General features: G+C 50.2%; 10 protein-coding genes. 5 read left to right on the top strand and 5 right to left on the bottom strand.

The genetic code is table 11. The features are described from left to right. Window positions 1-2 precede the first annotated feature (2 nt). The 3 genes from BV405_RS00545 to BV405_RS00535 all read right to left on the bottom strand — a co-directional run bounded on the left by BV405_RS00545 (window position 3) and on the right by BV405_RS00535 (window position 2268). Entirely contained in the window at window positions 3-1127 is a 1125-nt protein-coding gene (locus tag BV405_RS00545; RefSeq protein WP_086478908.1) for a RelA/SpoT domain-containing protein, read from the bottom strand. A gap of 215 nt (window positions 1128-1342) precedes the next feature. After that, window positions 1343-1762 carry a BLUF domain-containing protein gene (locus tag BV405_RS00540; RefSeq protein WP_086478907.1) on the bottom strand — a complete coding sequence of 140 codons (420 nt, stop codon included), beginning with the start codon at window positions 1760-1762 and terminating at the stop codon, window positions 1343-1345. 173 nt (window positions 1763-1935) lie between these two features. After that, window positions 1936-2268, bottom strand: coding sequence for a DUF4156 domain-containing protein (locus tag BV405_RS00535; RefSeq protein WP_086478906.1), 333 nt, complete (start codon window positions 2266-2268; stop codon window positions 1936-1938). 347 nt (window positions 2269-2615) lie between these two features. Between BV405_RS00535 and BV405_RS00530 the strand changes: the two genes are divergently transcribed. From BV405_RS00530 to BV405_RS00520, 3 genes are all read left to right on the top strand, one after another. Next, window positions 2616-3101, top strand: coding sequence for a cytochrome b562 (locus BV405_RS00530; protein ID WP_176329989.1), 486 nt, complete (start codon window positions 2616-2618; stop codon window positions 3099-3101). Between the two features lie 313 nt (window positions 3102-3414). After that, entirely contained in the window at window positions 3415-5685 is a 2271-nt protein-coding gene (locus BV405_RS00525; RefSeq protein ID WP_086478904.1) for a protein-disulfide reductase DsbD family protein, read from the top strand. Between the two features lie 79 nt (window positions 5686-5764). Then, window positions 5765-6457: a cytochrome b/b6 domain-containing protein gene (locus BV405_RS00520; protein WP_086478903.1), complete on the top strand. Its 693-nt coding sequence runs from the start codon at window positions 5765-5767 to the stop codon at window positions 6455-6457. Window positions 6458-6615: 158 nt separating this feature from the next. On the opposite strand, the gene BV405_RS00515 is transcribed toward BV405_RS00520, so the two are convergent. Then, on the bottom strand, window positions 6616-7083 hold the full coding sequence (locus BV405_RS00515; RefSeq protein ID WP_086478902.1) for a flavodoxin domain-containing protein: 468 nt from the start codon (window positions 7081-7083) through the stop codon (window positions 6616-6618). Between the two features lie 391 nt (window positions 7084-7474). On the opposite strand from BV405_RS00515, the gene BV405_RS00510 reads away from it, so the two are divergent. Continuing rightward, window positions 7475-8251: an alpha/beta fold hydrolase gene (locus BV405_RS00510; RefSeq protein WP_086478901.1), complete on the top strand. Its 777-nt coding sequence runs from the start codon at window positions 7475-7477 to the stop codon at window positions 8249-8251. A 157-nt stretch (window positions 8252-8408) separates the two neighbouring features. Next, on the top strand, window positions 8409-9671 hold the full coding sequence (bioA, locus tag BV405_RS00505; protein ID WP_086478900.1) for an adenosylmethionine--8-amino-7-oxononanoate transaminase: 1263 nt from the start codon (window positions 8409-8411) through the stop codon (window positions 9669-9671). Between the two features lie 139 nt (window positions 9672-9810). Here bioA and BV405_RS00500 read toward each other — a convergent pair whose 3' ends face one another. Then, complete coding sequence (locus BV405_RS00500) at window positions 9811-12387, bottom strand: EAL domain-containing protein (protein ID WP_086478899.1); 2577 nt, start codon at window positions 12385-12387, stop codon at window positions 9811-9813. Window positions 12388-12469: the final 82 nt, after the last annotated feature.

Genomic DNA, 12469 nt, shown 5'->3' with positions numbered 1-12469 from the left:
GACTAAAAACGTTCCGATAATCCCGCAGCATTCAGCCACCTCAAAAACCAATGCGGTTTCTTTGCAGCAGCATATTCAGATTCGATTAACTTGAGGTTCTCAATAAATACTTTTGAGTCTGCAAAATAATTAGGATACGCCTCTTTCAGGTTCTTAACTGAACTAGAAGAAACAAGGGCAACAACAAATTCAGATGTCTTAGCGGCCTCTTTCTCTAACGTCAGGTATAGATCTGCAGCATGCGAAAACATATGTTCTTCATAGCTCCACAATTGCACCCGCTGATCTTTAAAATCTACTTTGATTAAGTTGTAACCTTCGCCATTAGACTCTGCACGCTCTTCAATTGATTTTAGAGACCCAGAGAAAGCATCAAATTTTTTGTAAACATTTAGCTTTCTGATTAGTTTTACGGATTTATGCAGGCTCTCGTATGAGCTATCAATCTCATCGCCTTCGATTTTGCTAAACTCGTTACTGACAGCTTTAAAGAAATCTAGCCAATCTTGCTTGCCATCATTACTTTTCAAACTTTGATTAGTAAAGAGATCAACAATTTCTACAGCGGTAGCCCAGGCATGTTGAACTTTGCTACGGATTTGGATCTCAACTGGGTAATCAATACCATTTTCTTCATCCAAACACTTCCCGATCAAATGAATTCCCCTATAGCCATCGGGCTTAGGGTTTTCAATATAATCTGTTACCTTAAAATCCCTATTTTTATTCAGTTCCTTCCGAAGCCTATATACATTTTTAGTAGATGACAGAATTGCCCTGCAGCCTGCAATATCTTGCATATTTCTAAGCTTCATCTTCTCAAATCTTTTCAGCTTGCTGATAATTGAAGGCGTTCGCTTCAACCTAGCAACAACGATATGCCTTCTATCAATTTTTTCACATGCTATCTGAAGAACATTCAACATATGTTTGAGAGAGTTGACGTGGCTGGATCGCCAATTTGACAGAATTTCCATACTTTTTTTATATTCTTCAGGATTGTCTTTTGCCAAATCATCGATAATTAATTTTTCACCAGCTTTTTGAACAGCTTTCTTAGAATATTGCAGTTTACTATGTTCCAGATGGAGCTCTGCTCTATCTTCATTTAAAACTTCGGCTTCCATTACAGAAAAAAATCCTTAATCGACTCATAGAATTCAGATCTACGGACCTGCAGTTTCACTGATTCGTAATATACTTTTGATATAGTTTGGTGATTCATTGTTTCACGCGAACATTCTAAGCGTATACATGGCTGTTACAACTAAAAGATCACGACTTTCTAAATAAAAAGCCCTGAAACCGATGGCTTCAGGGCTTATCTATTTCCGCTCCACAATCACACCACGGGAACGGTCTTCCTTAGTTCCAGCATCATGCCGAGGCAGCTTTCACCCTTCATCTCAAAGGGGTCGAAGTCTCTGTGGCCGGAATAGCGCAGGCTAATCTCGCTGTTAATACCGGCTTCCGGCACATACCCCATGTGCCACTGCTCGAACTCCCGTTTTGAAATCTCATCGTAGGAGATCAACATCACATCGGTATGGCGGGGGTCTTTCATAATATGCCGGTAGGTGGCATTCACCGCAGAACGGGAACCCTCCAGCACCTGCAGGAAGAATTTGCGGTTAAAACACAGCAGCCCACTTAACTCTGAGCGGCTGTTATTGGCTTTTGCGGATGCCACAATCTGCTGAATATCCTCCTGAGTCACTCGGTCTGTGGCTTTACTGGCATAAATCAGTCTGACCAGATACATAGACGCTTCCTCTTGTCTGTCATCGTTCGCTGTAATCTTTAAAAGCGGTTTCTTTGAATATAGCCCAGCCCTGACAATTGACCGCCTGCAGCATGGGAAAAGTAAAAAAACGAGAACGGAGACACAGAAAGTAAAAAGGCCGCTCAATGCGGCCTTTTCAGAGAGAAGCAGAACTACTGATTACACTTGTAGATATCAAAAACCACCTTGCCATCACGCAGTGGCTGAGACTGTACGATGGTGTCGCCGCCCATCTCTACCGCCTGATTTTTACCCAGTGTGATCAGTTCCTGACTGACAGTTTCCTGATTACGGGTCAGACCAGCGACTTCGTTTTTCACATGGGAGGTGGTGTGCCCCAGCTTCTTACAAGCGGCAACCTCTTTAACGGTCAGCAGTTCAACCTGATCACTGCCTTCTACCGGCTTAACCCAGGTACAACCGGTTGCTAAAGCGGCAGCAACAGTCAGCAACAACACCTGAGTTTTCATCATCTTGGTACGCACGTTTTCTATCCTTAGCAACCGGCACGGTCGCAGTGTTCTTTTATGCTGTTCTTATGTATTCGCTTCTTATGCTCAATTCGAAAGATTTGATTCAAATCTCAGAGGGAGACTTTTGCCTATTAAGTTACCGTTTACGCTGCAGAATTTGAATATGTATTTTGGACACAAAGCCCTATCCGACCTGATTTAAAGCCCGCTTTAAGCTTTGATTAATTTTCCCTCTCTATGCTTGCCCAACTTTATGAAACTTTACCTTGGTGATCTGGACTAAACAGACTCGCCTATGATTATATAAGAACATACTTATTCATAGACATTAGATGCTTGATTAGCTGGAGAAAATGCAAATGAGTGCAATGGGACTGAAAAAATCTCTGATCGCTGTATCCATGGTTTCTGCCCTGTTTCTGGGTGCCACTGATGCAATGGCCGACAACCACGGAAAAGGTAAAGGCAAGGAAGCGGGTCAGTGCGGTAAAACCGAATTGGCTGAGCAGATGAAAGAGATGAAAGATCATCTGAAAGCCTACAAGAAAGCCGCTAAATCTGAAGACTGGGCGGCGATGTCTGAAAACCGTGCTGCGCTACTGGAGCTGACCATCAGCGCCAAAGAAGAGATGCCGTTTAAAGCGCAGGGCAAACCTCAGAATGAGCAGGCCAAAATGCAGGGCAACTACAAAAAAGGCATGGGCCAGCTGGAAGATCTGCTGACTCAGCTGGAAGCTGCCGAGCAAGCTAAAGATGCCGACAAAGTTGAAGAACTGATGGGCGAAATCGGCAAGCAAAGCAAAAAAGGTCACCGTGCGTTTAAGCAGAAGTGTGATGACGAGTAAGCCATGACAAATAAGCGCGATGACGCATGCGCTATTTCAGATCGCACTTATTGCTGGTGATCTGATCCCCATAAAGCCCGGTTAAACCGGGCTTTATTGATCATAAGACCCGAATATGATCAATAAAGCCTGAACACCGCCTGATGAATACCTGAACCAGACCTTTCAGATGATGTCTCAGCAGCGTCAGCTTTGTTATGCTTGCCGACTTCTTGAGTTATTGCCATTACGATTAAATCGTCAGAACAACGACTGAATTGATCGTCTGACAACTGAACAAACAGACCAACGGCCCTCTGCACAGGATATTGCTTTGAACCGCTTTTTGATCCCGACACCTGTCGCAACCACCGCTTTTCGCTCACCTTTATTCCCTGCTGCTTCAGTGCGTTCCCTTGCTGTTGCGGCATTAAGCGTTTTACTGCTGTTTATCGCTATCTTCAGCAGTACATCAGCTTGGGCTGCCCAAAGCGACTGGGCAGAAACCCCTCAGGCGAAAGCGCGTTTACTGGTTGCCGCTATCGAACAGCAAGGTGATCAGCGTACCCTGAAAGCGGGTCTTGAGATTCAGATGGATGAGGGTTGGAAAACCTACTGGCGCACCCCGGGTGCTGCAGGGATTCCACCGGTTGTAAAAGCAACGTCCGACAATATCGATTCAATTCAACTGCACTACCCTGCACCGCTACGGCTGGATTTTCAGGGGCTGCAGCTTTACGGCTACGAAAAGAAAATCATCTTCCCGCTGGATATCACTCTCAAGCCGACAGCCGATAACAGCAATCTCGCCCTTGATGCCCGAATTCTGATCTGCCGTGAGCTGTGTATTCCGGTCAGTTTTAAACCTGAGATACCCGCCGCTGATCTGCCGGATCTGAATCAGGCGGCCTCCGGTGTGCTTGATGCCGATGCGGCCTTTATGATCAACCAGTTTGCCAGCCGTATTCCCCGCAGCGCTGAACAGGCAGGTCTGAAGCCAGCGTCTATCCAGCTGGACAGCCAACAGAAGCTGCTGGAGATTCAACTGCAGCTGCCTGCCAAGATGCAGCTGCTGGATCTGTTCCCGGAACTCTCCCCTGAGCCGGAACTGGATGCACCGATTATCGCCGCACCTACGGCACTCGAAAGCACTTCAATCCAGAACAGCGATCAGCTCTGGCGAGCGCAATTCCCGATTCAGCGTAAGCGTCTGCCAAGCCCGGAAGAAGCTGCGAATCTCGTGATACGCACTTCTCAGGGTGACTTTGAACTGCCCCTTAACTGGCAACAGACCGATGCAGCCCTGACCCGTTTACAGGGCACGCCCGTTAGCGGTTATAAAGGTAGTGCGGCTCTGGGTGAGACAGGTTCAGCTCCCTCTTTATGGCTGATGCTGCTGATGGCTCTGACGGGTGGTCTGATTCTGAATCTGATGCCCTGTGTGCTGCCGGTACTCTCCATTAAGGTGCTGCATCTGATTAAACACAGCGAGCTGAGCCGCACTCAGGTTCGCAGCAGTTTTATTGCGACAGCGGCGGGTATTATCAGCTCCTTCCTGCTGTTAGCGGGTATTCTGATCGCCCTTAAAGCCAGTGGTCAGGCGATTGGTTGGGGTATTCAGTTCCAGCAGCCGCTCTTTATTGCAGCTCTTGCGCTTATCGTGGTGATCTTTGCCGGAAACCTTTGGGGGCTGTTTGAGTTCCGTCTGCCTGCACTCTTCTCAACCCTGGGTAATGGTCAGAACAGCTCTGAATCCAACAGCCATTCGCTGACCAGCTCTTTCGGTCAGGGCGCTTTGGCAACCTTGCTGGCGACACCCTGCTCTGCGCCTTTTCTGGGTACCGCCATCGGCTTTGCCTTCTCACAGGATAACGTCACCCTGCTGCTGATCTTCTTTGCGCTGGGTGTTGGGCTTGCCCTGCCTTACCTGCTGATGACGCTGAAACCGGAATGGGTCTACAAGCTACCCAAGCCCGGCCGCTGGATGCTGACCCTGAAACGGGTTCTCGGCATCGGCCTGCTGCTGACCGCTGGCTGGCTGTTCTGGGTGTTGTCGGATCTGGTGGTGATGACAGGTGTGATCGCCGTGGCAAGCCTTGGCCTGCTCTGGTGGCTGCTGGTAAAACGTCATCGCCTGATCTGGCTGTTGCCGGTGCTGGCTTTGGCGCTGATTCCGTTTTTCCCCCAGGCTGAAAGCCGTGATTTCGCTCTGGCCGCCAATGCCGACAGTGAAGACCAGCTTAACTGGGTCGCCTTTGAGCCGGATCGCATCCCGCAATACGTTGCGGAAAACAAGGTGGTGTTTGTCGATATCACCGCCCGCTGGTGTGTCACCTGTGTGGCTAATAAGGTTGCTGTGATCAACACGCCGGAGATTCAGCAGGCGTTATCCGCCGAGGGTGTGCTGCCGATGCAGGGTGACTGGACACGACCGGATGCCACCATCAGTGATTTTCTCAACCGGCATCAGCGCTTTGGGATTCCCTTTAATGCGGTCTACGGCCCGGGCGCACCGGAGGGTATTCTGCTAAGTGAGATTCTTACCAAAGATGCCCTGCTGGATGCTCTGAAAAAAGCGCAAGGCCAGTACAACCAAGATCACTGAAGTCAAAATCATTAGAGCCATTATCCCGTTTAAGACCTTATTTAAGTTCACAAGATTCTGATCAGAAAAAGGAGTTAGCATGTCATCGCCAAGCGACACGCCGGTACAGAAAGTTAAAGTCTGGGATATCAGTATCCGTATCTTCCACTGGGCGTTGGTGGCGCTGATCGGTTTTCTCTGGTGGAGCGGTACCGAAGGTGTCGAGATGGAAAACCATGTGCTGGCAGGCTACACCGTGCTGGGGCTGATTATCTACCGCATCATCTGGGGCTTTATTGGCAGCCATCACGCCCGCTTTATCAACTTTGTCCGCTCACCGATTAAAGCGCTGAAATCGGTACCGGATGTAATCTCGGTGCGCAGTGATTCCCACCATGTCGGCCATAATCCGGTTGGCGGCTGGATGGTGGTTGCTCTGATTCTGATCCTGCTGGCTCAGGGCATCAGCGGCCTGGGTACAACTGATGATATCTTTATCGATGGCCCCTTAGTGGCCTACATCAGCGAAGATCTGGTGTACTGGCTGACCGACATTCACCTGATGCTACCGGACTTTTTGATCGCTTTGGTGATTCTGCATCTGGCAGCGGTGTTGTTTCACGATACCTTTAAGCGGGAACGTCTGATTCAGGCGATGATTACCGGTGTTAAAAAGGTGCCGGAATCGATTAGCGATTCGATTCGTCACTCTGAACTGCCCGCGCTGCGCTTTCTGATCGTGGTGGCGTTGCTATCTGGCATTGGCTGGTGGCTGATTACTCATTATGGTTGAGCTAAAAATCAGGGTTGAGCTAAACATTAAGGTTAAGTTAAGCGCTAAGGCTAAGTTAAACCGTTAGTTTAAAGAGAACAGCAAAGCACAAAAAAAGCCCCGACAGATCACTTCGCACATCGATCTGCCGGGGCTTTTTCAGATTTAGTTTATCCGTATCAGGCGATCTCAGCCTGCAGCAGCTGATCTGCCCAGCGGCCAATCCAGTCACCGGCTGGCTCTGTGGCATCAAAATGCTCTGCCGCATCCACTTCCAGCGGACGACCAACACGCTGACCACCGTACTCAGCCAGTACCGCATCCATCTTCTTACCGGCATCGCAGAAGGTTTCATCGTAGGAGCTGTCACCCAGGGAGATGATGCCGTATTTCAGGTGAGATAGTGCCGCACCCTGCTCGTGCAGTGTGTGGTAGAACTTATCGAAGTTCGGCGGAAAATCACCGGCACCTGTGGTGGAACAGGAGATCAGGATCGCATCCAGCTCTTTGTTTTCCAGATCCGCAATGCTTGGCTCTTCAGAAACCTCAACAGTGAAACCTTTCGCTTCCAGCATCGGCTGGATATGGTCCGCCACATCACGGGCACCACCGTACACAGTTCCTACCAAAATCTTAATTGCGGGCATATCGCTCTCCTAAACAATCCACGAAACCAGTCTCAAGACCAGTTATGAAACCAACTGCAAAACCAACTAATTTACTCAGCTATTATAACGATAACGCTGTAAAAGCCCAAATCCTTGCCTGACTGGCAGTATCCCGGAAGCTGTTAAGTCCCCTCAAAAGAGATAAAGGGAGTCATTGCAGGCACTTCGCAGCAGATATGTAGCAGAAAAGACCTCAGGAACACCAGCAATCCACTGATATTTATACGGAATTATCCCCCTTCTTGATATTCATCAAAACTGTGCATTTGTATTATTTGTTGGCTATGTTTAGTCTGAATTCTTTGTTGAACAGGGTGTTTCGCTGGGTTTTAAAAACCCCATGAAAACCCGATAGGTACAAGGATGCGTTATGTTTGCTCAGGACTTTAACGAACTCGGCTATCTCTCCAGCCAGTGGCCACTGAATCAGCATCTGCCCACCGTGCTTATGGTGCACGGTGCCGGTATGAATCACGCCCAGTGGCAGGGACAGATGGCAGGTCTGAAAGACCATGCCAATATGATCGCTGTTGACCTCCCCGGCCACGCCCTGAGCGCTCACCATGATGGTGATCAGAGCATTATTCATTACGCCGATACCCTTTCTGAGCTGGCTGAAGAGCTGGAAACCAGCAAACTGATTATGGCTGGCCACAGTATGGGCGGTGCGGTCTGTCTTGAGTTCGCGATGCGCCATCCGGATCAGCTTGATGGTCTGGTTTTAGTGAACACCGGTGCCAAACTTCGGGTTCAGCAGGAGCTGCTGCAACAGATCCGTGAGGACTACCCTGCCTTTATCCGCCACATGACCCGAAATTCGCTGGGGGAAGAAACCAGCTCACAGGTTATCGAGCAGTTTGCTGAACTCCTGATGCAGAGTGAAACAGAGGCGGTTTACAACGACTTTGCCAGTTGTGACAGCTTTGACCGACTGGAAGAGATTAGCCAGATCGCCTGCCCGGCTCTGGTGATCAGCTCCGATCAGGATATGATGACTCCGCCTAAATACGGCGAGTTTCTGGCGGATCAGCTGGAACAGGGAGAATACGCTCTGATCGAAGGCGCGGCTCATATCAGCCCGATGGAACAGCCTGATGCCGTGAATGCGGCGATTCTCGACTTTCTGCAACAGTTTAATGGCCGCTAAGCGGCCATTGTTATTTCTGCCTTTGCCAAACTCTCTTTGGCCTCTGATCTCAAACATCGGCTCTTAAGCATCTCCGCTTAAACACTCCTCCGAAACTTTCCTGCACAAACCCTTGCTGGTAAACTGGATTTTTATATTTCGGTTTACAAGGTGAGTTATGCAGGATACGAGTCTCTGGTTTCCCTACGCGCAAATGAAACATCTCGAGGTCAATTACGAGGTGGAAACCGGTGAAGGGCCTTATATTCAGTTTACCAACGGTATGAAGCTGCTGGATGCCACCTGCTCCTGGTGGTGCATGATCCATGGCTATAAGCATCCTGATATCACCCAGGCGATTCACGATCAGGCGGACAAGCTGGCCCACGTGATGCTGGGCGGCCTGAAAAACCGTCCGGCAGTGGATCTGGCGAATAAGCTGGTGGAGATCACTCCTGAAGGTCTGAACCATGTTTTCTTCAGCGACAGCGGCTCTGTGGGTATGGAAGTCGCCATGAAGATGGCGGTGCAGTTCTGGCAGAATCAGGGACGCACTCAGAAGTACAAGATGGCGTCACTGATGCGTGCCTACCACGGAGATACCACTGGCTGCATGTCGGTTTGCGATCCGGAAGAAGGCATGCATAGCCTGTTCAGCGGTTTGCTGCCGAAACACCACTTTGCTCCGGCACCAACCGCTTCTTTCACCGCGACTGCTGAAGAGGTTACTGCAGATATCGCAGAACTGCGTAAGGTATTCGAACAGCATCACGAAGAGATTGCAGGTTTTCTGGTCGAGCCTCTGCTGCAGGCTGCGGGCGGCCTGAATATGTACAGCCCCATCTATCTGCAGGAAGCCCGCAAGCTTTGCGATGAGTTTGAAATCCTGTTTATCTTTGATGAAGTGGCCACGGGTTTTGGCCGCACCGGTAAGCTCTTTGCAGCAGAATATGCAGAAGTCACACCGGATATTATGGTGCTGAGCAAGGGTCTGACCGGTGGTTATGTCGGACATGCTGCCACCATCGCAACGGATCGTGTTTTTGATGCCTTCTGGGATGATGATGCCGGTAAAGCCTTTATGCACGGCCCGACCTTTATGGGTAATCCACTGGCCTGTGCAGTGGCACTGAAGAGCATTGAAGTGTTCGAGCGTGACGATTATCTGGGTAAGATCGCCGAACTGAATCAGCTTTTAAGTGATGAGCTGCTCAACTTCAAACACGATGCTGTGCTGGATACCCGTGTTCTGGGGGCAACCGCTGTGATTGAAGTAAAAGATGCCGCCAGCCTGAAAGGCGTGCAGGACTTTGCTGCTGAACGCGGCGTGTGGTTACGCTCCTTTGGTCGTTACCTGTACACCATGCCTCCGTATATCATCACCACGGAACAACTGAAGCAGATCACAGATGTGATGAAAGTCTGGTTTACAGAGAACTAATGCCTCAGGTAAACCACCTCAGAGCCAGAAAACAAAAAACCGACGCTATTTAAAATAGCGTCGGTTTTTTAGTTTGAACCAACTCAGCCTCTGAGCTGTAAAGGCTCGGTATCAGGGCTCGGGCATCAGGGTCTAGGTATCAGATATCGAGAGGATTCCAGCCTGTAGCCAGCCACTCCCGAACCTGCTTTTCAGACTCTGCCTTGGCAAACATAAAGCCCTGCCCCTCGTGGCAGTCATGGCTCTGCAGGAAGCTGAGCTGATCCTGATTTTCAATACCTTCTGCGATCACCTTAAGTCCCATGCCTTTAGCCATAGCGATAATGGTGGACGCCAAACGGGCATCATCCTCGTTATGGGCAACATCAGTGACAAAGGTACGGTCGATCTTAAGGGCATCCAGCGGCAAACGGCGAAGATAGCTCAATGAAGAGTAACCCGTACCGAAATCATCGATAGAGATACGAACACCTTGCAATCGCAGCGCGTGTAGGATGTCAGCAATACGATCAGCCTGCTCAGGAATAAAGCAGCTCTCGGTCACTTCCAGCTCCAGCCAGTGCGCTTTAACGCCGGTACTCTGAACGATGCGGCGTACCGTGGCGGTCAGGTCGCCTTTCATCAGCTGCTGGGCGGAGATATTGACCGCAACCGGAACAATCTCAAGCCCCGACTGATGCCAGTTGATCAGGTGAGTACAAACCTCTTCCAGCACCCACTCCCCCAGATTACCGATCAACCCAAGACGCTCGGCAACGGGAATGAATTCTGCCGGAGAGACCACCAGACCACTGGTCTTATCGTGCCAGCGCAGCAGAGCTTCAAAGCCGATCAGCTTACCGGTTTGCAGCTCGATCTTAGGCTGATATTTCACCTGAAACAGCTTGTCTTTAATCGCTTTACGCAAGCGGGTTTCGATGGTCAGCTCGCGCACGGAATCATGGTGCAGTGAGTCGGTATAGCGGTGAAAGCTGCCCCGCCCATCAGCCTTGACCCGATACATGGCAGCATCTGCATTCTTAATCAGATCTTCCGAGCTCATGCCATCGTCCGGGTAGATACTGATACCAATACTGGTGGAGATATAAAGCTCGTGGCTGCCGATGGAGATAGGCTCACTGATCGCCTCGTTGATGCGCTGAGCCAGCACCACCAGGCCTTCCATGGATTCGATCTCTGGCACCATTACGGTGAACTCGTCACCACCTAAACGGGCAACGGAATCCCCTTCCCGCACGGTATGCGCCAGCCGCCCGGCAACCACCTTCAGCACCTCATCGCCGACCACATGGCCTAGGGAGTCGTTGATACGTTTAAACATATCCAGATCGAGGAAGAGCACCGCTAAGCGATGCTGATGCCGCTGGGCGTTGGCGATCGCCTGTTCAAGACGATCCTGAAACAAACGTCGGTTAGCCACACCAGTCAGGTCATCAAAAAATGCCAGACGACGGATACGTTCTTCATCTTTTTTACGGTCGGTAATATCGCTGAAAATGGCCGCAAACTGGGCGATTTCGCCTTCATCATCGTAAATAGCGGTAATGGTCAGCCATTCCGGATAGACCTCGCCATTTTTGCGACGGTTCCAGATCTCACCCTGCCAGTAACCGTTATTCTGCAGCTCACCCCAGAGGTGCTGATAAAAATCAGCCGAGTGGCGGCCGGAACTGAGCAATTTGGTACTCTGACCAATCGCTTCGACTTCGCTGTAACCGGTTACCTGAGTAAACTTGGGGTTTACCGACTCAATCATGCCGTACTTGTCGGTAATGATGATGCCGTCGAGGCTGGCCTCGATCACACGCTGGGCTAAACGCAGGTGGGTGGTGGATGCTTTCAGAGCTTCATCTCGGGACTGGAGCGCTTCCTGCAGGCGATTAACGTATTCGTACTCAACACTGTCCAGAATATCGCCGTAGGAGAGAATACCGATCAGACCGCCGCGCTGATTGATCACACCAAGGTGACGAAATCCCTTCTGCTTGAGCAGATTACTGGCCTGAAGCAGGCCGGTATCTTCATCAACCGCATAAAGCTCATTGTTGCAGACATCTTTCAGGGATTGGGTTGTTACGCCGGATGCCAGCCAGCGGACGATATCCCGCTCGGTGATAATACTGTAACGATCCGGGCCACTGCGTCTTACTGCGGCTGCATCCCGTTGGCTTTCCCGCAGGCGATTGACCGCTTCTGCAAGTGACAGGCGCTCATCGAGTACCAGAGGCGCGTGATTCAGCGCCGAGCGCACATTACGCATACAGAGGTAATGTTCCAGTCCCTGTGAACGAATCACATCGGTCTGAGAAACCACGCCAATCGGGCCATGTTTCTGATCTGTTACCAAAAAATGACGGCGGCGCAGGCGTTGGAATTTAAGGGCAATTTCACTCAGGCTTTCGTCCCCGTCGACGGTATCAACCGGAGAGCTCATATAATCACTGATCAGCTTTTCGCCAAGAGCCAGATCTGTAAAGTCCAGCTTGCGGGCATCGGCTTCTGTCCAGATTCCCACAGGTTGCCCCGCATCCATCACCAGAATGGAACTGACATGGTGCTTATTCATCTGCAGGGCGGCATCGTGCAGTGTTGCATCGGACGAGCAGCTGAGAAGGCTGTGATGGATTACTTCACGAACGGGGACATCCGTGGTGAAAGTCATGCGGCGATCCGTTGGAGTCGCCTGAGTCGGCTTTTGCTTCAATTCGAACACCATTCGACACTCCGGCTACGACACATCCTTGTTATGTGCCGGTAAATGTTTTCAGCAGGTGCTACCGATCAGACGGCAGCACCGC

Source organism: Oceanospirillum sanctuarii, from assembly GCF_002150805.1.
GTDB classification, from domain to species: Bacteria; Pseudomonadota; Gammaproteobacteria; order Pseudomonadales; family Halomonadaceae; genus Oceanospirillum; species Oceanospirillum sanctuarii.
Note: the sequence above shows the minus strand (reverse complement) of the source record. Positions and strands in the feature narration are given on the sequence as shown.